Here is a 19,749-nt window from a genome sequence, read left to right as displayed (position 1 = left end):
ATGAAAAATCAAACTTGGTCAGGTCGATTTAAGCTTCAAAGTAGTGAGCTTTTAAAGGAATTTAACGCTAGTTTGCCCTTTGATAAAGAACTTTATAAAGAAGACATTCAAGGATCAATCGCCCACGCTACTATGCTTTCAAAATGTGGCATACTCACAAAAGCCGAGTGCGACACGCTTATAAAGGGCTTAGAGGCTGTGCAAGATGAGATAGAAGAGGGCAAGTTTGATTTTGATCTAAAAGATGAAGATATACATATGGCTGTGGAGCGCCGTTTGAGCGAACTTGTAGGCGAGGTAGGAGGCAAACTTCACACAGCAAGAAGTAGAAACGATCAGGTGGCTACTGATTTTAAGCTTTATACAAGAAAGCACAATTTAATCTTGCAAGATTTACTAAAAGAATTAATTTCAACGCTCATAAATCTTGCAAAGTCCCACAAAAACACAGTTATGCCAAGCTTTACTCATTTGCAACACGCTCAGCCCATAAGCTTTGCCTTTTATATACTAACTTATGCCTTTATGTTCGCACGCGACATAAAAAGGCTTCGTTCAAGTTATGAATTAGCAGACTTTTCTCCACTTGGTGCTTGTGCTTGTGCGGGAACTAGCTACAAGACGGATAGGAAATTCACAGCAAAACTTCTAGGTTTCGCAGATACAATGCCAAATGCTATGGACGCGGTAAGCGACAGGGACTTTGCCCTTGATCTGCTTTATGACATAAGCGTCATTTTTACGCACACTTCAAGGCTTTGCGAGGAGTTAATACTCTTTTCTAGTAGCGAATTCGGTTTTGTGAGTATCAGTGATGCCTACTCCACAGGCTCTTCGATAATGCCACAAAAGAAAAACCCAGATGTTTGCGAACTTATCCGCGGTAAAACAGGTAGGGCATATGGAAATTTAATGTCGCTCTTAAGCACGATGAAAGCCTTGCCCCTTGCCTACAACAAGGATATGCAAGAGGACAAAGAATGTGTCTTTGATAGCGTTAAAAACGCTACGCAAAGCCTTGTCATACTTAACGAAATGCTAAAAGAGCTAACTCTCAATGAAAAAACTATGAGGAAGGCTTGTGAAAAAGGGCATTTGCTGGCGACTGATTTAGCAGATTTTTTGGTGCGTGAAAAGGGCGTGCCGTTTAGAAAGGCTCATTTCATAGTGGGAAAAGTCGTTGCAAAGGCTGATGAAATGGGGCTTGATCTAAGTGAAATTACAAATTTACAAGAAATCGAGCCGCTTTTTGATGAGAACGCACAAAGGCTTTTGAATTTAGAGGCTTCTCTAAATTCAAAGCAAAGCGAGGGTTCAAGCTCTGTTGAGAGTGTAGAAAAACAAATTCAAAATTTAGAAAGCTTTTTGAGGTCTTAGCTTATATATTTTTGGCTCAAGATACTCTAAGAGAATTTTGGCTTATCAATTTAAGCAAATTTTGATGAGAATTTTGCCTTAAATTTTTTGTCTTAATTTTGTTTCTTTTAAATGAAGGATAAAATTTTCTTTCTTAGCCCTTAAATTTAGCAAGTGTCAATTTCGCAAACTTCTACTACGCAGTTGCAAGACGAGTAACACGAAGCAAAAGAATTCACAATTTCGTTTATGTGCTTGTGTTTCTTTACAAACTCGAATTTGGTGTGCTTTACCCTATAAACTTGCTCCTTCTTGTAAAGGGAGGGACCTAGCGAAGTAAAAAATCCACCAAACCATCATAGGATTTTAGTTTATCGCTGTAAATTTCACTTTCTTTAAGCTAAGAAAAGTCCTTTATGATAGGCAATAATTCTTTGGCAAAGCAGGTGTTTTAGTGTATAAACATTAGCCTAGCGTTTTAGCATCCCTTCTCGCAAAGGGACAAGGCGAGTAGCGCGAAGTAAAAACTTTTGCGACCAGCTCCACGCCCACACTTACCACGCACCCTTTTTGCCACTTTTACTACGCAGTTACGAGCTTAGCAAAGTAAAAAATAACTCTCACCCTCTTCAACCACTCATCTTATAAAGAAACTTCGTTTTGCTGATTTTTCGCACTGTTTAAGGATTAAAATGCAAATTTCACGCACAATTGCATTCACACAAGCACGAGAAATTTTGTATAAAAGGGCGATTTTGCTTACGCAAAGATCAGCACAAAAACACTCTAAAATTTGTCTGAATTTTCGCTTTCAAATGTAGGGCAAAGATATATACTAAGATCTATTTTAGCAAGCTTTCAGATCTAATTCAGCTAAAAGTATCAATAGCCTAAAAATTTGCTGAATTTTATTTTTTGCAAATTTTGGCTATAATTGCACTTTTTGCAAAAGGGGGCAAAATGCAAAATTCACTCTTTGACAACACAAATTCACAAGAAAATTCAATAAATTCACAAGAAAAGCAAGATTTCAAGGACGAAAACTCCACAAGCTCAAAAGCAAACTCTCAAGAAAAACAAGACTTAAAAAACGAAGAGTCTGTAAATTCACAAGAAAAGCAAGACTTAAAGGACAAAAATTTCACAGCTTCAAAAGAAACCTCACAAGCAAATTCACAAGAAAAGCTAAATTTGCAAGGCACAAAGGATACAAATTTATAGGTAAAAGAAAATTCACAAGAAAATTCAACAAATTCAAAGGCAAGAACAATGAATTCACACAAAACTTCACAAGAAAATTCAAAAGTAAGCTCGCAAGAAAATTCACAAGCAAAAGAAAATTTACAAGCAAAAGAAACTTCACAAAGTATTCACAGCCTACTTGATGATTTAGAGGCTAGGTTTGGTTCTCTTTTGGCTGTGCGAAATTTGGCGATTTTAAACAAAAAAGAGCTTTTTGATTTTCTTTTAAAGGACTCGACATTTGCCGCATTTTACACAAAAGAGTTTTTTGACACTTCAACAATAGCAGATAAAAGCATTTTGCATTTTAAACAAACTGAGTTTTTAAAAATGCTTGATTTTCGCGTTTTGTCAGGCTCTTTCACGGCTTTTGCTAGCAAGATAGGCTTGGCACAGCTTGATTTTAAGGCTAAATTCATCAAAGCAGATGAAAGAGTGGTGCTAAATTTCCCCTTTAAAGACGGCGTCATCAAAGGCGCTCAAAGCAAGGACGAGGACAAGGGCAATGAGATTTTTTTCAATGACATTTTGGCAAGAGCTGAGATTGATGTGCTGTTATCCCCAAAGGCTTTGTGTAATTTTGAGCTTATAGGTGGCAATTCGTCTCTTATGAGTGAAAATTCACAAGGCAAGTCCCCCTCCCTTGCGAGTGGGACAAACCAAAAGTCCCCCTGCCGTGCGGAGGGGTTTGGGGGTGGGTCGTCATTGCGAGATGTCGCCTAGCAAAATCGTGGCAATCCATAAAATTCACAAGGCAAACTCGTCTTGTATGCTTTTAAATTCGGCTCGTCAGCTCAGATTACAAAACATTGAATACATACAACAGATTTGAATTTTGCGTAAAATTACTTTGCCAAAAAGTTCGTATTCTTTTTTCCGTAGTCTATATTCTGTATGCACCTTTGACTTAATTGAACGGAAAATTCACGCTTTTAAGCAAATTTGTGAATTTTAGCACGAAAAAAGCGTAAATTTTCGCTTTAAATCAAGCGTTTTTTATGAATTTTTGCGTGAAATTCATAGAAACATTTGAAAGCCCACTGTCGTGCGGAGGGGGTTTGGGGGTTTTGCGTAGCAAAAAGCGAACATTCAAACAAAAGCCTAAAATTTTGTCATATTGAGCGTAGCGACACAGCGGATTGCAAGGCGTAAGCCGAAGCAAAAATATCCATAAATTCATGCTTTGGCGTGAATTTCCGTTTTCTGTTTTCAATTCTCCGTATTCCGCACGAAAAGACCCTTCCCTTGCGGAGGGGATTTAGGGGATGGGTTGTTTGAAATTTCACAAAATGACATAAATTCTTTGAATTCAAAAGAAAATTCATAAAATTCTAAAATTGAAAAGTTAAATGCTGAATTTACCCACCCACCCAACGGGTTGCAAGCGTTGCAAAACCCCCTCCGCAAGGGGTATTTGTGCCAAGTTAAAGTAATGGTAAAAAGAGGTGTTGCGTAGCTTACTTGACACATTTTTTACATTTTTGATGCGGCAATTCTAACAAAATAAAACTTATTAGGTAGGGAGGTTTGTAACAGAACATAGATTACAAACTACTAAACGCGGAAAATGGAACAAATAAACTTGCTTGAATTTAAATTCAAGCAAGTTTATTTATTTGTCATTTTGAGCTTTCATAGAAAGCAAAAAATTTCTTGTCATATTAAAACGAAGTTGAAAAACCTTTAAATTTTATTTGAACTTCTTTGGTGGTGCTTTGTACTAGCTCTTAATGATAAAAATTGTTTTCTAAAAAGCTATGTTTTGAGATATTTCACTACACTCAATATAACAAGGCTCAAAATACTTGAATTTGATATAAGTTCATTTTAAAGTATAAAGGGTTGGATAAAAAATAAAGGCTCAATTAAACTTAACAGAATTTTCTATTATCAATTTTAATAAATTTTGATAAATATTTTGTCCTAAATTTTTAGTATTATATGTAAATTCAGCTTCTTTTAAGTGAAGGACAAAATTTTCTCTTTTAGCCCTTAAATTTCGCCAAACGAAACTTTGCAAATCCCCAGAAATTCACAATTTTGTTTATGTGGTTGTGTCCCTTTGCAAACTCGAATTTGGCGTGTTTTACTCTATAATGCTCTTTAGCCTCAAAATCTACAAGTTAATCATAAGCTTTCCAAGTATCACTATAAATTATGTTAGATTCTAACTCTGCAAAGCTAGGTAAAATGGGCAAAAGCTCGCTACTAGAGCAATTCTTTACCACTTGGGTATAAACGCTAGCCTAGCGTTTAAGCATACCAAATACAGGCGTTTTCTTGCTAGCTCCTCTGCCTCTTTTACCACGCACTCTTTTTGCACCGAAATAACTCTCAACAATTTCTATTTCACCTTGCATTTTTGAAATATTTTCACATTCTATTGTGATTAAGATTCTAATTTGCTTAAAGATTCTCCATAGAGTAAGCTCTGAAACTTGAGTGATTTTTGCAATTTTTACTGCTTCAATATCAAGGCAAAAATATGTAAGAATCTATCACAAATTTAGCCTCTGAAATTCTTGAACGGACTATATACTTATTTTTCATTGCTGTAATCATAACTTGAAACTCCTTTATATGAGCTTAAGTTAAATTGAGCCATAAATTAAAATATCATTAGCCTTTTAAGCATCTTAAAGCTAAAATCTCATAATACTAAATATATGGAAACAAAATTATATTTATTTTAAAATTTTTTATCTAGTTTTGAGGCAAAATAAAAAACTAAAATTTATATTTAACTCAGCTTATAGGCTATTAACTAGCAAATTTAAGCCAAGACACAAAAGAAACAAAATTATAAAAATATGTAAATTTTTTAAGCTAAATTTATTAAAAAAGCTGAGATTAAAGTTATGCATTTTAATTTTAATTGTTTCTTTTTAGGATTAAATTTAGGATTAAGGTTCTTTTAATGAAGGCTTTTTGTGAGATTAAGAGCATAAATTTGCTTACAAAAATGTGAATTTTTAATGGCTACAAGATCAGTATTTTGTAGCCAAACTCAAAGCCCAGTTAAAGCACCTCGCCACCTTCATAAGCTTTAAATTCAAGCCTAATGCAAAAAATGTCTCACGCCTGTGAAATACAAGGCAATGCCGTATTCATCAGCAGCTGCTATGACCTCATCATCTCTAATGCTACCACCTGGCTGTGCTATGGCACGCACACCTACGCGAGACGCCTCATCTACGCTGTCTCTAAAAGGAAAAAAGGCTTCACTCGCTAGTACGCAGCCATTTAAATCAAGTCCCATCTGTGAAGCCTTGCTTATAGCGGCTTTTGCGGCGTCTATGCGGCTTGTCATACCCATACCGATGGCGAGCATTGCGCCGTTTTTGACATACACGACATTGTTAGACTTCGTTAGAGCGGCGATTTTAACGGCTATGTCTAGGTCTTTTAGCTCGTTTTTATTCGCACTTCTTTTGCTTTTGAGCTCGGAGTTTGCTAGCTCGCTAGGGGCTACCTCATCGGCGTTTTGATACACAAAGCCCCCCTGAATATGCTTGAAATCGTATTTATCTTTGGGATTTAGCAAAAAAACAGCTTCTTGCGTGAAAATTTTAATGCGTTTTTTGCTCTCAAACACCGACAACGCCGCACTTTCAACGCTTGCAGCTATGATGACCTCAACATAAATTTCATTGATTTTTTTAGCCAAAGCCTCATCTAATGTGCCATTTATGGCTACTACACCCCCATAAGCACTGATATTATCGCATTTTAAAGCCTGAGTGTAGCTTTCAAGCAAGCTTTTTCCAAGTGCAAAGCCGCAAGGATTGCCGTGCTTTACTATGGCAACTGCCTTTGCCTCGCCAAAAGAGCTTGCAAGTGCTATGGCTGCGTTGATGTCTGTGAGATTATTAAAGCTAGCCTCGCCCTTTAAAGCCTTAAAATTCACAGTAAAAAAGTCCTCAAATTCATACAAAGCACCTTTTTGATGGGGATTTTCTCCATATTTAGTGTCAAAAACCTTTTTGCCAAAGATGAATTTTTTTGCCCCAAAACCCCCATTAAATCGCTCGTTGAAGTAGTTTGCTATGAAGGCATCGTAGCTTGCTGTGTGCTCGAACGCTTTTATCATTAGATTTAGCCTGAATTTTTCATCATCCTCGCCCTTTTTTATAGCCTCAAGCACTGCGGCGTAGTCCTTTGTGTCGCATAAAACAAGCACGGATTTATAGTTTTTTGCCGCACTTCTAAGCATAGCGGGTCCTCCTATATCAATGTTTTCAACTATCTCATCAAGCTCATTTGTCCTTTGTGTCGTGGCTTGAAAGGGGTATAAATTCACACAAACCAAGTCAATTCCCAAAATATCATTATCCCTTGCTTCTTGCAAGTGCCTTGTGTCCTCCCTTTTATGCAAAATGCCTCCGTGAATTTTTGGGTGCAAGGTTTTCACACGTCCATCAAATAACTCTTTGCAGCCCGTGAAATCGCTCACCTCTTGCACCTTTAAACCTCTTTCTTTTAAAAGTGCAAAGGTGCCACCTGTGGAAAGTAGCTCGAAACCAAGCTCTATTAAGCCCTTTGCAAATTCCACTATGTTTGTTTTATCGCTGACACTAAGTAATGCTTTTTTCATTATTTATCCTTTTTTTATAACGGCTTGTCTCTTGGGCGTAAATCGCCCAGTTATCGCGTTCGGCTGCGATCATTTATGTCCAATAAACTCCCTTGCCTCACGCTGGGCAACAACGATTTCCGCTCCAAGATACTTCGCCTTATCATCTTTGGTTCAAATTCTAGTGATTTAACATTTCTTGTCGTTTAAAAAATTCGCACTTCGTGCGAATTTCCGTTATCCGTTATCTATATTCCGTAATCCGTACTCTGTATCGCATTTTACAACAAGTTCTTGCAATTTAAAAGCTAAGCACAAATTCACAGTTAAACATAAATTATTCATTTGAATTCTAGCAAGTTTTTGTGAATTTAAAATCTTGTTTTAAGGCTCTAAGTAAACTTAGCTTCGCTTTAAATTTAAGGCTCTAAGCTTCTTGGTTTCTTTCATCATCAAGAGGCAAGCTGTTATCAAGATAGCCAGCATTTATCTCACAACCTATAAATTCGCGTCCTAACTCCCTTGTTACAAGGCTAGTTATCCCTGTGCCACTAAATAAATCAAGCACTAAATCGCCTTGCTTGCTTGAAGCTTTTATCATTCTTTCTATCATAGCCCTTGGCTTTGGAGTTGGATGATCTTGTCTGACAACTTTGCCATTTATTTTATTTGTATGCCTCACACTTGCAAAGTCCCACACATCAGGGCAGAGCTTACCATTTGGGTTTGGAAACCATCTTTTGCCATCTTTTAAAATGCCCTTTTTACTCGCGTGTTCTATGCGTTCTTTTGAATCATAAGGCACACGAATGCTCTCACAGTCAAAACAATACTCTTTTTCGCTCACCGTGTAAAACAAAATGCTTTCTTGATTATTGTTATATCTGCGTTTGCTCGCACTAAGCCCATCTTTTTTGTGCCAACAAATGAAGTTTTGAAAATGTGCTTTGCCTTGCAAATAGTGCAAAAAAAGCGCACAGTTATAAGGGGTGTTAAAGATATAAAAACTTCCCGTTTTTTTAAGCTTTGGCAAAAAAGCATCTATCCACGCATAGCTAAATTCCAAAAAGGCTTTTTGGCTTTTGAATTTATCCCAGCTTGCAACTTTGAGATTATAAGGGGGATCAATTATTGCTAAATCCGCACATTCATTAGGCAAAGCCTTTAAAAACTCAAAGACATCTTGTATGTAAATTTTATTTAAACCGTTTAAGCAAAGAGAGTTTGACACTGTAATTTTTCCTCAATTATGCCTTTGTAATGCTCGTAAAGCTCGTATCCTACAAAGTTTCGTTTTAGCTCTTTTGCTACTTTTAGCGTAGTTCCACTACCTGCAAAGGGGTCTAAGACTAAATCCCCTACAAAGGAATAAAGCTTGATAAGTCGAAATGGTATTGTTTCTGGCATTATAGCAGAATGCTTGCCAAAGGCTGTGTCGCTTTTATTTGGTATGGGAATATCCCAAATTTGCTTGGTAAAACTCACCCATTCTTCTTGTGTGAGCTTGCTTGTTTCTTTGATTTCTTGTGAGATCTTATTTTGCGCTTTGCCATCTTTTACAAAAACTGTTATAAATTCAGTGGTATTTTGTGCGTAAAAATTGCGTGGGTAAGGGTAGCTGCCAAACATCAGCTTTTTGGTTGAATTTGTCCGGTTCCAAATATAAAGATCAAGTAAAAACAGCCCCGTATGCCTTAAAATGCTTTGCTGAATGTCGCTTTGCAAGTCAAAAATATGCCTGTTGTAATGCGTATTTAAGTCCTTTTTAAGCATAGGCATTAAAGGCACATTGATGCAGAGCTTACCATTTGCTTTTAGCACACGCTCGCACTCGCACCACACTGCCAAAAGGGCTTTAATATAGCTCTCATAGTCATTTAAAGCACCCAAATCGTCCTTTTTGCTCGCTGAATGCGTGGCATTTTGATAGCCATTTTTTGAGTAATCTTTTATGTTAAAATAAGGCGGACTTGTGATGATTAAATCCACGCTTTTATCCTCTAATTCTTGCATATTCTCGCTTGAATGATAAAAAATTTGATTTTTCACGCTCATAATAATTTCCTATTATATTCAACCATAACGGTTTGCAAACTTGGCTTGTATTTGGCGTTTTATCAATTATTTTATATGGTACGCAAAATATAATTTTCCACCATAAATTTTCCTGTAAATGGCAAATGATACCAAATTTGTTGGGTTTCATTTAGCCAATTAGGAAAATCACGCATATTTCTTTTGTTGCCGCTAAAATTTGCAGGATTGCAATAAGTATGTATACAATCAATTAACTCTTTTTTTTGACTTATATTCAAAGTCCTAAAATCCTTAACCAACTCAATAATTTCATTTATTCCGTAAACAATTTCGTCAATACTTTCATTCACAAAAGTAGCAAAAAGCATAAATTCGTCTTTTGATATGACACTCAAATTATAAACAATACAATATAAACTATCAATAAATTCTTTCATTAAGCAATACAGTGCCTGTGCATATATTTGCTTTTGTTGCAAACTATTTGCATTAAGAAAATCTTCAGCCATCGGCGTTAATTTGATAAATTTAATATGAGCCCTTTGAAATGGTGATACTGGTTGCTTATGGGTATTATATCTATATAAAAAACCCATTCTATGAAAATCCACAAAAAAGTTTTTTCGCAAAGAATCTTGTGTGCAACGACCAAGTATTACATTGATCTTACTCGTAATTGTAGCATAAATTTCCTCTCCAGCTATATTTTGTGGTCTTTTGTTTAAATCAGTGGTACGAATTTGCATAGCTTCCAAACCTACAAGCTTATAAATTTCTTGCAAAATAATGAAAACTTCATCTTGTGTATATCGATTATGTTGCGAAATGTGTATTTGACGATATGAATCACTTTGGATTCTATTTATTAAAAAATTGACACACTGTCTATTTGGTGCAATCTTTTGCATTTGCACTAAAGGTTGGTTTAAATTTATCATAAAAATTCCTTAGATTTAAAATTATCTTGAAATTCCATCATAAGCCACTTCTAACTTAGAATCTAAATACTCCATATTTATCTCTCAACCCACAAATTCACGTCCCAAATCCCTTGCCACAAGGCTAAGCCCTTGCCACTAAATAAAGCACCAAGCCCCCTTGCTTACTTGAAGCCTTTATTATTCTTTCTATCATTTCACGAGGCTTTGGTGTGGGGTGATTTTGCCTGACAACCTTGCTTGCGACTTTGTTTGTATGCCTAACGCTTGCAAACTCCCATACATTTTGATTGAATGATAAAAAATTTGATTAAATGTTTGTTTTATTTTACACATAACAATCAAGTTTGAGTGCAAGCTATAGGCTTTTTGCCGTGCTTTTTGATAAAGTCTTTGATGATGATATTTTCAGCCTTTTTGCTTGGTGGGTAGCTGTCCTCAAAATGTTGTCCGAAAATTTCATATTGTGGCTTTGGCGGAAAAAAGGCATAAACAAGCACTTCTTTGTTAATTTTAAGCAAACTTTGCAAGACAAAATAATTTGTCGTTGAATTTGTGCCGTTGATGCGGTATTCGGTTTTACCACAATTATAGCTTTGCACCCTTTCTTTTATATTGCTTATGGACTGTCCTATTTTAAAGATTTTACCCTCAATTACAAAAACATAAACAAAGCCTTTTTCTTGGCACTTTGCTTCATCTAAAATTTCAATTTCTAGCCTTTCTTTGTCGTTGTTTGGTTTAAGTTTGCAAATTAGACTAAAATGCTCTTTATACTCGAAGTTTTCATAATCACACTTTTGTGCTAATTCAGCGATATTTTTAAGCAAAACTATGTTTTTATTTTTTTGCTTTGCCATAATATGCCTTGTTAAAATTTTCTATAAACTCATTTTCTTCTTTATTTAATTCAAAAGAGTTAAATTTAGGGAAATTTTGTAATACTCTGATATTGTTAAAATTGCCATATCTTGTGATATTGTTGAGAAATTTATACACAGATTGTTCTAACTCGCTTTGAATTTGCTTTGCTTCGCTTAAATTCTTGCAACGAATAAAGGCAATAGACTGCGTCATTCCGCACTCATCAATGAAAGTGCCGTATTGATTAGTCAGCGAGATAAAGACTTTGTAGCCTTTTTGATAAATGTGTGGCTTTGTGCTATACACCACTTGACTTGGCGTGTGGATAAGCTTATAAATATGCGTTTTATCCTTTGTGTTGCTGATAAGTTTGCTTTTGGTGTAGCGGTGCAAATTTGAGCTTGTTTGAATGGGATATTTTTCCAATTTGTCGTTGTTTAGGGTTTTATCTATGATATTTTGAACAATTTGTGAGTGATAAAGTGGGATAAACCGTTGATTTGTCGGCATTTTAATCATCTGTGTGTCGTTTAGAACATAGTGATTTCGCACTTCAAAAGCCTGTGTATTTGGCACTTTTTGCAGTAAAAACCAAGTAAAAGACGAGCCAACTTGCGGAAAGTATTTTTTCGCCCCGCCTATATCTAAAATTCTAAATTGATACTTGCTTAAAAGCGTGGGTAAATCGTTTCTATCCGCAAAACTCATCCAATTATTTGGCACGATAAAAAGCAAATAACCGCCGTCTTTAAGCAGTTTCAAGGACTTTTCTATAAAGGCACGGGAGAGATTATGATTTTTTGACACCCTTTTGCCTTCGTTAAATTTGGCGTAGGGGGGATTTGAGACTATTAAATCATACTCAGGTTTTTCGTAAAATTCCAAAAAATCCATTATAGTAAGGTTTATATCCTCGCCAAAATATGCCTTTAAATTCGCTATGCGTTTTTCGTTAATTTCATTAAAATAAAGATTTTTAAGCGGTGTTTTTAGCACAGCATAGGCGTGAAAATTGCCATTGCCACAGCAAGAATCAAGCACTTTTAAATTTTTCCTTTTCCAAAACTCATCTGGCAAAGAATCAAGCATTTCCTTAACGCAGTCCATAGGTGTGCAAATGTCGTTTGAATTTACAAAATGCCCTGTGTCTAAATTTAAGGTATCAAAGCGTTTTTTAATAGAGTTAAATTCAGCCAACAAAGCAACCCCCCTAATTTTTATAAATTATAATCAAATAGACTTAATATGCAATAATGATATGTTTGGTGCGTGCCTCTGTAATCATCACGCAAAATCCTATAATGCAAGAATTTCAAGCACTCTAAGGTAGGATTTAGGCTACTTAGCTTTTTTTCAAACTCAGCACTTCTCATTTATGCCCTTTTTAAACACTAGCTTTATTTTCAAACTTTCATTTAAGTAACTTTAATTTATCTTTCGTCTCACAAATTCACGCCCTAACTCCCTTGCCACAAGGCTAAGCCCTTGCCACTAAATAAATCAAGCACCAAATCGCCTTGCTTGCTTGAAGCCCTTATCATTCTTTCTATCATTTCATGGGGTTTTGTGTGAAGTGATCTTGTCTAATAACTTTTCTTGCTTGAAGCTTCTTAATCTTGTTTATGTAGTATGTTTAAGTGGCTAAATGCTTCTTAACCAGCTCATAAGCCTCATTTACTTGCTGAAATTTAGCTGCTCCTGCTTTTAGCTCTTTTTCGCTGACATTGTTCGCATTTAAAACATCTGGGTGATATTTCTTGGCAAGCTCTCTATATCTTTTTTTAAGCTGCACTAAATCAGCATTTTTTGATAAGCCCAAAATCCCATAAGCCTCGTCCAAATTCAGCTGTTTATTGTGCGTTTTTAGATTTTTAATGTTATTGAGTAGGCTTTCAAATTCACGCGAATTTATGCCAAAAGCCATTGCAATGTCGCTTAAAAGCCTTATTTTTGTATCATTTAACTCCCCGTCAATTCCAGCCATAAAAATCAGCACATTTAAGACATTTAAGCGTTCATTGTAGGGCAGTGGCACCTCTCTTATGAACTCTCTTGCAATTTGTGCTGTGTCGTTTAAATTTTCCTTGTGTTCGTTAAAACTAGCCTTTAAAAACTCCCTCTCGCGGCTATCCTTGGCGTTGGCGTTTAGGATTTGACTTATCATATCGGCTTCTTCCTCGCTAATGCGACCGTCGCTTTTTGCTATCTTTGCTAGAAGGGCTACGACATAGTAGTTTAATTTTCGTTTAAACTCGTCCATCCTTTCTTCCATAACCCCTTGCATAAAGCCCCTACCAAAGCCCTTTGCGCCTCGTCCTGCCTTGCCTAAAAAGTCCTCTTTGCCGTAAGTTTTAAAATAATAATAAAAAGCACCCACAGCCAAAATAAGCAAAAGATAAGCTATCATCTATCTAGCACCTCTTTGAAAGAGTTAAAATATAGGCTTTTGAGCCTCTTTGTTTGAAGTGTTATCTTATCAAGGATGAAGTCATTTGAGCTTACACTTCTTCCTATCTTGCTAAAATTCACTTTAAATTTAGCACAAAGTTTTTCAAACTCGCCCTCATTTAAAACACCCACCACAGCACGGCTAGGGCTTTCATCAAAGAGCAGTTTTTCATCTTTAAAATTTGTGTGAATTTCAAGGGCAAAATTTGAAATCGCACAGATTTTTGCTAATGTAATGGCTACTCCGCCCACGCCCACGCTATTTGCACAGTGTAAAAGTCCTTTTTCATTTGCTTCTAGTAACAAGTTCCATAAATTCAGCTCAGCCTCATAATCAAGCTCGTTTAAGCTCCCAGCTACGACCTTATCTTGCACCTTGGCGATGAGAGAGCCTGCAAATTCGCCTTTTGTTTTGCCTAAAAGATACACACTCACATCTTCTTTCGTAAATGCTGATTTTAGCACCTTTTCAGCCCTTGAATTTAAACCCACACCCACTATGGTAGGGCTTGGATATATGCTAATGCCGTTTGTTTCATTGTAAAGCGAGACATTTCCACTTACCACAGGCATATTTAAAGCCTTGCAAGCTTCTTTTATACCCTCACACCCCTTTGCAAACTGCCACATCACCTCGGGATTTTGTGGGTTGCCATAATTTAAACAATCACTTATCGCCAAAGGCTTTGTGCCAGCACAAGCGATTTTTCGTCCCACAGCCGCTACATTCATCGCAGCTCCTATTTTGGCATTTACGAAATTTAGGCGAGAATTGCATTCTACTGCCATAGCCAAAGCCGCACCGTTTTCTTTGACACGCAAAATGCTTGCACCAAGTAAGCCATCTGCTTTTAGGGTATTTGTGCCAACTGTTGAGTCAAACTGCTCGTAAATATAGGCTTTATCAGCCACATTTTCATTACAAAGCAAGTTTATAAGGGCATCTTTTGTGCTTGTTTTAAGCGTAAATTCATAGTTTTTGATTTTTTCTAAATACTTTGGCTTACTCACAGGGCGGTTTAAAATGGGAGCTTTTTCGCTCAAAGGTGCGATGGGAACAAGCCCCACGAGCTCATCTTTCCAAAAAAGCTCCATTTTTCCGCTACTCGTTACCTCACCGATTATGGCAGCGTCTAAGCTATATTTCTTAAAAATTGCAAGGACCTCATTTTCGTAACCTCTTTTAACGCAAATAAGCATTCTTTCTTGGCTCTCACTAAGCATTAGCTCATAAGGCGTCATAGCACTTTCTCGCATAGGCACTCTATCTAAAAAAAGCCTCATCCCACTGCCACTTCGCCCAGCCATCTCAAAGCTGCTTGAGGTAAGCCCAGCCGCACCCATATCCTGAATGCCAACGATGAAATCCTTTTTGAAAAGCTCCAAACAAGCCTCCATTAAGAGCTTTTCAGCGAATGGATCGCCAATTTGCACCGTAGGACGCAAGGCCTTGCTAGCCTCATCAAAGCTATCACTTGCCATCACAGCCCCGCCAAGCCCGTCTCTGCCTGTCTTTGAGCCTACATAAATCACGCTATTGCCCACGCCCTCAGCCTTTGCGTAAAATATATCCTTGCTTTTGCACACTCCAAGGGCAAAGGCATTTACGAGAATGTTTCCATTAAAGCACTCATCAAAGGCACACTCACCGCCTATTGTCGGCACGCCCATACAGTTGCCATAGTGTGCTATGCCCTCTACTACGCCTTTGACGAGGTATTTTTGGTGCTTGCCGATTTTTTTGTCGTGGATATTGCCAAATTTAAGCGAGTTCAAAGAAGCCACCACGCGCGCACCCATAGTAAAAATGTCTCGCATAATGCCCCCAACGCCTGTGGCAGCCCCTGCGAAAGGCTCGATGAAACTTGGGTGGTTATGGCTTTCTACCTTAAAAACCGCAGCCATTCCCCCGCCAATGTCAATGACACCAGCATTTTCTCCCGGACCTTGCAAAACCCACGGTGCCTTTGTGGGAAAGCCTTGCAAATACTTCTTGCTTGACTTGTAAGAACAATGCTCACTCCACATAGCAGAAATAACGCCAAGTTCAAGCAAATTTGGCTCTCGTCCTAGAATTTTTAAAATCTCCTCATACTCAGCCTCGCTTAGCTTGTGGGCTTTGATGGTTTTTTCGTCCATTTGTGTCCTTTTTTAACAAATGTTTCTTTGTTCTTACTCAAAACACAGAGCGTCAAATTCAGGCTTTGCGTGAATTTTTTTATGGTTTATTTGAAAAATTCGCACCTTGCGTGAATTTTTGGGATTTAAACTTTGAATTCACAGCCTTCAAAGCACATTTTTTAAATTGCGTGAATTTTTTGTAAGCACTTGTCAAAGTTATATCCTTAAATTCACACCTTCATAAATTTTGGCTAAATTCTACAAAAAATTTACACATAAATAGAAAATTTGAAAACTTTTGCCAAATTTTTTAAAAGCATTTTAAAGAGTATTTAAAAGGCTTTTAAATTCGGAACGGATTTTAAAATTCACAACACAAATTCACAAAATTTTGCCAAATGAATTTTACCCAAAATCTTTCTAAAAAGCTCATCAAGGCTACCAAAACGCAACAAAGCCCACCAAGCTAAATCAAAGCCAAGCTCATCTTTGCTTAACAAAAAGCTCAAACTCATCAACAAATTCACGCCCAAGCGCCTTATTTTCACGCGTAAAAAAGGAAAAGCCTTTTACTTGCATTTTAGCTAAGCCCTCATCATACACCCCACTTATAGCCTTTAACAAGGCTTCTTTCCACTCATCCTTTGCCTGATAAATCTCCCCTTTTACCTCAAACACAGCTTGCACGGTTAAAAATGGCGATTTTGAGCCAAAGCGAGTGCCAAAAAAGATAAAATCAGGCTCAAAGCCACTGCCATAGCTAGCCTCGTCTTTGCGGTTATCATAGATTTTAAACTCATTAAAGCCCTCATTGCGAAACACTATCCACTTCTTAAAAGCCTTGTCAATGCTTTCTTTTCGTGCTTCTATGAAATTCACAAAGTCCCTTTCTAGCTCGCTATCAACCGTGTATTTATCATAGTAAAGCCAAGTGGGAGTTTCTTTTATCTCTCTTTTTTGCCTTAAAATCACCCTTTCTTGCATTTTTATCTCTTTTTTCTTAAACTCGCTTACCTCAAAATCCCTCTCATTTTGCACCCTTTCTTTTATCTTTGAGATGATGAATTTTGCTATTTCAAGCTGATTTTGGCGGTTAAAGTCCTGTTCTTTGTCAAATTGCAAACTTATATTTGAAACTAGCTCGAAAAACTCCCTTTTGCCTTGTATATCAAAATTTCTTTGAAGCTTGTCAAATTCAAGCCTAGCGACATTTAAAGCCTTTAAAAAGACAGAATAATCAATCTTGCCCTTTTCAAATTTTTTAAGCCTTGCCTCTTGCATTTGGCTCTCTTTACTCTCTTTGTTAAAAATTTCACTTTCGCTAATGCGGCTTGAAAAAAGCGGCACATCAAGGCTTTGTGCTTGTTGCACAAGCAAGGATTTTTCTTGAGGCTTGAAGAAATTTTTATCGATCTTATAGCGAGTGTTGCCTACAAAATACAAGATAAATTTGCCATTTGTAAGCTCTTTTGCCCTTTTTGTAGGCGTTAAAAGCACAACCTCTTCTTCAAGTTCGTCAAAAAGCCCCTCTTCTTTCATCTTAGCATTAAGCCTTTCTATGAATTCCACCTCATTTAGGGTGTGGTAAGTAAGCCTTTCTAAGATTCTCATTTCATTGCCGTTGTCGTTGTCAAATTTGCGTTTGAATTTATCATTGTTTTGGCTTGTTTTTTCATCTAAAACGAAAGGAAAATACCTAGCCCCACGTCCGATTAACTGCACTTCCTTTGTCGTGGTGTTAGCATTTGCCTTTTTTCTGCTTAGTCTAACTATATCAAAGAGATTTAGCACATCCCAGCCCTCATTGAGCTTATCCACAGCGAAAATCACGCGAATTTCATTGTGCTTTTCCTCCAAAGAATTCAATAAAATTTGATTCTTCACAGCCTCGCCTTCATCATTTACATTTAGGCTGTAATGAGGGGCAAAATTTGCCTTGATTAAGCTTTCAAGCATAGTTTCAAAAGAGTCTTTAAACTCGCCTTTAAAAAATTCAAAGGCATTTAAAAGCTGATTTTCCCCGCTTAAATGCTCATTTTGTAAGTTTGCAAAAAAGCCTTTTATCTCTTTTGTTTGTAAATTTTGCACAAAGTCCTTGAATTTAAGCTCATTTTCCTTGCTTTCTTTTATACTCTCGCTTTTAAAAAGCACCACAGGCTTGATAAAAATGGCGTTTTTGTGAGCTACAAGCTGCCTATAAAGGCTTAAAAGCAAGGCTGCTAAAAAGCGAGTTTGCAAGCTTGAATTCTCATACTTAGCAAGGCTGATTCTCTTTGAGTAGCCATTTTGACAAAACTCTTTCAAGGCATATTCAAAAACGATTTTATCCCTATACTTTTCTTTCACAGCCCTTTCATTGGGTATAGTAGCACTAAATTCAAAAAGCAAATTCTCTTTATGACTTGCAAAAGCCTCTTTTATCACGCCCTCCCAGCCCTTGTTATCCTCAATCTCGCTTTTTGTGTTTGCATTTAGATGGTGTGCCTCGTCCGCTAAAAACACAAGCTTTTTGTCCCTTAAATCCTGCAAGCTAAAGGCATTTTCCCTTTCATTTGTAAAAAGGCTGTAAAGTCCTTGCACCGTGCTAAAATACACATTTATAGCCCCCTCTTTGCTCTCATCAAGCGTAGAAAGGGCATTTATGCTGACATTTTCGCCATTTATTTTTAACTCGTTTGCAAAGAGATATTTCGCACTTGTTTTGTCGCAAAAATTGCTCTTTGTTTTTTCCAAAACGGCGTTAGAATTTACAAAAAAGATAAAGTTTTTATGCCCCCTTGCGTAGCATTCAAGCATCAAAGCAGCCATTATGAGCGTTTTGCCACTGCCCGTTGCCATATTAAACATTAAATGATTTGTGCTTGGATTTTTGCGTTGCATTAGATAATGCTTTAAAGCCTTTATTTGATACTCTCTTAACTCTTTGTTTAAATTTTGCCTGATATAGCTTGGAATTTCAATATCGCTAAATTCCAAGGCATTTGCTAATTTTTGGCTTAAATTTTGCGTGCTTTCACTCATTTTTGTCCTTTATTTTTAATTGTCATACTGAGCTTTTTGCAAAAAAGCGAGGTATCTTAACTTGTGTCTTGTCATTTTGAGTTTTCATAGAAAGCGAGGTATCTCATCCAAAAAAGAGATATTTTTGCTTCGCTCAATATGACAAATTTAGGCAAAGCCTGAATTTATGGATTGCCACGAAAATCCTAACGGATTTTCTCGCAATGACGGATTGTTTGTCATTGTGAACTTTCATAGAAAGCGAGGTATCTCATCCAAAAAAGAGATATTTTTGTTTCGGCTTAGGCCTTGCAAGTTGCTGGATCGCTACGCTTAATATGACAATTACTCATCTTTGTCCTTTGTAAATGAAAATTCCCTCTGCCTTGCAAAGAGTTCGCCTTTTAAAGCCCCCTGCTGTGCCGAGGGGGTTAGGGGGTGGGTAAATTCAGCATTTGAATTTTCAATTTTAGAATTTTGTGAATTTTATTTTAAATTCAAGGAATTTGTTGAATTTTTGTCGTTTTTTGAATTTTTAAGGTTTTCATACCCTCCCCCTAAATCCCCCTTTGCAAGGGAGGGGGGACTTTTATTTTGTCATTTTGAGCTTTCGCAGAAATCGAAAAATCTCTTGTCATATTGAGGCGAAGCCGAAATATCTCTAAATTTTATTTGAGATTCTTCGCCTTGCTCTCGCAAGGCTCGCAATGACAAGGTTTTGAGATTATTCGCTACGCTCAATATGACAAGGTTATGAGATATTTTTGCTTCGGCTACGCCTTGCAAGTTGCTGGGTCGCAACGCTTAATATGGCAAAATTTAAGGTTTTGCTTGAATTTTTATGGATTGCCACGACTTGACTTCGTCAAGTCTCGCAATGACAACATTTCAGGCTTTTGTCTGAATTTTTTATGGATTTTACTTCGTGCTACGCGTCTGCTAACACATTTTTGCTACGCAAAAACCGCTTCGCCCCAGCCGCCACGACTTGACTTCGTCAAGTCTCGCAATGACGACCCTCCCCCTAAATCCTCCTTTGCAAGGGAGGAGGACTTTTATTTTGTCATTTTGAGCTTTCGCAGAAATCGAAAAATCTCTTGTCATATTGAGGCGAAGCCGAAATATCTCTAAATTTTATTTGAGATTCTTCGCCTTGCTCTCGCAAGGCTC

General features: G+C 37.0%; 16 protein-coding genes and 4 pseudogenes. 4 read left to right on the top strand and 16 right to left on the bottom strand.

Annotated features, from left to right (window positions below; genetic code table 11):
• The 3 genes from argH to DMC01_RS07635 all read left to right on the top strand — a co-directional run bounded on the left by argH (position 1) and on the right by DMC01_RS07635 (position 3,321).
• Positions 1-1,377, top strand: coding sequence for an argininosuccinate lyase (gene argH / locus DMC01_RS07645; protein WP_142693657.1), 1,377 nt, complete (start codon positions 1-3; stop codon positions 1,375-1,377).
• Between the two features lie 939 nt (positions 1,378-2,316).
• The gene (locus DMC01_RS07640) at positions 2,317-2,577 is read left to right on the top strand and encodes a hypothetical protein (RefSeq protein ID WP_142693656.1); all 261 of its coding nucleotides are present in this window, start codon (positions 2,317-2,319) and stop codon (positions 2,575-2,577) included.
• Positions 2,578-2,625: 48 nt separating this feature from the next.
• Positions 2,626-3,321, top strand: coding sequence for a hypothetical protein (locus DMC01_RS07635; RefSeq protein WP_142693655.1), 696 nt, complete (start codon positions 2,626-2,628; stop codon positions 3,319-3,321).
• A gap of 262 nt (positions 3,322-3,583) precedes the next feature.
• On the opposite strand, the gene DMC01_RS07625 is transcribed toward DMC01_RS07635, so the two are convergent.
• The 16 genes and pseudogenes from DMC01_RS07625 to DMC01_RS16625 form a co-directional block, all read right to left on the bottom strand.
• Complete coding sequence (locus tag DMC01_RS07625; RefSeq protein WP_142693653.1) at positions 3,584-3,811, bottom strand: hypothetical protein; 228 nt, start codon at positions 3,809-3,811, stop codon at positions 3,584-3,586.
• Between the two features lie 132 nt (positions 3,812-3,943).
• Positions 3,944-4,066, bottom strand: coding sequence for a hypothetical protein (locus tag DMC01_RS15955; RefSeq protein WP_282432282.1), 123 nt, complete (start codon positions 4,064-4,066; stop codon positions 3,944-3,946).
• Between the two features lie 393 nt (positions 4,067-4,459).
• Positions 4,460-5,160, bottom strand: a pseudogene (locus DMC01_RS07620) (IS1595 family transposase).
• A 496-nt stretch (positions 5,161-5,656) separates the two neighbouring features.
• On the bottom strand, positions 5,657-7,192 hold the full coding sequence (gene purH / locus DMC01_RS07615) for a bifunctional phosphoribosylaminoimidazolecarboxamide formyltransferase/IMP cyclohydrolase (RefSeq protein ID WP_142693652.1): 1,536 nt from the start codon (positions 7,190-7,192) through the stop codon (positions 5,657-5,659).
• Between the two features lie 406 nt (positions 7,193-7,598).
• Positions 7,599-8,402, bottom strand: coding sequence for a DNA-methyltransferase (locus DMC01_RS07610; RefSeq protein ID WP_142693651.1), 804 nt, complete (start codon positions 8,400-8,402; stop codon positions 7,599-7,601).
• Entirely contained in the window at positions 8,381-9,184 is an 804-nt protein-coding gene (locus DMC01_RS07605) for a DNA-methyltransferase (RefSeq protein ID WP_427846107.1), read from the bottom strand. Before DMC01_RS07605 ends, DMC01_RS07610 begins: the two co-directional genes overlap by 22 nt.
• Positions 9,185-9,297: 113 nt before the next feature.
• Positions 9,298-10,146: a restriction endonuclease subunit R gene (locus tag DMC01_RS07600; protein ID WP_142693649.1), complete on the bottom strand. Its 849-nt coding sequence runs from the start codon at positions 10,144-10,146 to the stop codon at positions 9,298-9,300.
• Between the two features lie 124 nt (positions 10,147-10,270).
• Positions 10,271-10,375: pseudogene (locus tag DMC01_RS16630) on the bottom strand (DNA methyltransferase); the annotation flags it as partial.
• Positions 10,376-10,487: 112 nt separating this feature from the next.
• Positions 10,488-11,006 carry a GIY-YIG nuclease family protein gene (locus tag DMC01_RS07590; RefSeq protein ID WP_185908818.1) on the bottom strand — a complete coding sequence of 173 codons (519 nt, stop codon included), beginning with the start codon at positions 11,004-11,006 and terminating at the stop codon, positions 10,488-10,490.
• Positions 10,987-12,207 (bottom strand): Eco57I restriction-modification methylase domain-containing protein, encoded by a 1,221-nt coding sequence (locus tag DMC01_RS07585; RefSeq protein WP_246059116.1) that lies wholly within the window; start codon positions 12,205-12,207, stop codon positions 10,987-10,989. The genes DMC01_RS07590 and DMC01_RS07585 overlap by 20 nt, the downstream gene beginning before the upstream one ends.
• A gap of 20 nt (positions 12,208-12,227) precedes the next feature.
• Positions 12,228-12,383 (bottom strand): hypothetical protein, encoded by a 156-nt coding sequence (locus tag DMC01_RS13490; RefSeq protein WP_185908817.1) that lies wholly within the window; start codon positions 12,381-12,383, stop codon positions 12,228-12,230.
• 52 nt (positions 12,384-12,435) lie between these two features.
• Positions 12,436-12,575 (bottom strand): annotated as a pseudogene (locus tag DMC01_RS07580) (DNA methyltransferase); the annotation flags it as partial.
• Between the two features lie 68 nt (positions 12,576-12,643).
• On the bottom strand, positions 12,644-13,414 hold the full coding sequence (locus DMC01_RS07575; RefSeq protein WP_142693663.1) for a molecular chaperone DjiA: 771 nt from the start codon (positions 13,412-13,414) through the stop codon (positions 12,644-12,646).
• On the bottom strand, positions 13,414-15,597 hold the full coding sequence (purL, locus tag DMC01_RS07570) for a phosphoribosylformylglycinamidine synthase subunit PurL (protein ID WP_142693648.1): 2,184 nt from the start codon (positions 15,595-15,597) through the stop codon (positions 13,414-13,416). The genes DMC01_RS07575 and purL overlap by 1 nt, the downstream gene beginning before the upstream one ends.
• 350 nt (positions 15,598-15,947) lie before the next feature.
• Positions 15,948-16,106, bottom strand: a complete 159-nt coding sequence (locus tag DMC01_RS13485) for a hypothetical protein (protein ID WP_185908816.1) — start codon at positions 16,104-16,106, stop codon at positions 15,948-15,950.
• A 1,840-nt stretch (positions 16,107-17,946) separates the two neighbouring features.
• Positions 17,947-18,600, bottom strand: a pseudogene (locus tag DMC01_RS16625) (DEAD/DEAH box helicase family protein); the annotation flags it as partial.
• 732 nt (positions 18,601-19,332) lie between these two features.
• On the opposite strand from DMC01_RS16625, the gene DMC01_RS07555 reads away from it, so the two are divergent.
• On the top strand, positions 19,333-19,710 hold the full coding sequence (locus tag DMC01_RS07555; RefSeq protein WP_142693645.1) for a hypothetical protein: 378 nt from the start codon (positions 19,333-19,335) through the stop codon (positions 19,708-19,710).
• Positions 19,711-19,749 lie beyond the last annotated feature (39 nt).

Source organism: Campylobacter troglodytis (assembly GCF_006864425.1).
Lineage (GTDB): Bacteria > Campylobacterota > Campylobacteria > Campylobacterales > Campylobacteraceae > Campylobacter_D > Campylobacter_D troglodytis.
This window is presented reverse-complemented; position numbering and strand designations above follow the sequence as displayed.

What these genes read in the sequence shown, in the direction of transcription:
- purL (WP_142693648.1), bottom strand. Translation starts at nt 15,597, where the DNA reads ATGGACGAAAAAACCATCAAAGCCCACAAGCTAAGCGAGGCTGAGTAT.
- DMC01_RS07605 (WP_427846107.1), bottom strand. Translation starts at nt 9,184, where the DNA reads ATGCAAGAATTAGAGGATAAAAGCGTGGATTTAATCATCACAAGTCCG.
- DMC01_RS07635 (WP_142693655.1), top strand. Translation starts at nt 2,626, where the DNA reads ATGAATTCACACAAAACTTCACAAGAAAATTCAAAAGTAAGCTCGCAA.
- DMC01_RS07640 (WP_142693656.1), top strand. Translation starts at nt 2,317, where the DNA reads ATGCAAAATTCACTCTTTGACAACACAAATTCACAAGAAAATTCAATA.
- purH (WP_142693652.1), bottom strand. Translation starts at nt 7,192, where the DNA reads ATGAAAAAAGCATTACTTAGTGTCAGCGATAAAACAAACATAGTGGAA.
- DMC01_RS07600 (WP_142693649.1), bottom strand. Translation starts at nt 10,146, where the DNA reads ATGATAAATTTAAACCAACCTTTAGTGCAAATGCAAAAGATTGCACCA.
- DMC01_RS13490 (WP_185908817.1), bottom strand. Translation starts at nt 12,383, where the DNA reads ATGAGAAGTGCTGAGTTTGAAAAAAAGCTAAGTAGCCTAAATCCTACC.
- argH (WP_142693657.1), top strand. Translation starts at nt 1, where the DNA reads ATGAAAAATCAAACTTGGTCAGGTCGATTTAAGCTTCAAAGTAGTGAG.
- DMC01_RS07555 (WP_142693645.1), top strand. Translation starts at nt 19,333, where the DNA reads ATGAGATATTTTTGCTTCGGCTACGCCTTGCAAGTTGCTGGGTCGCAA.
- DMC01_RS07590 (WP_185908818.1), bottom strand. Translation starts at nt 11,006, where the DNA reads ATGGCAAAGCAAAAAAATAAAAACATAGTTTTGCTTAAAAATATCGCT.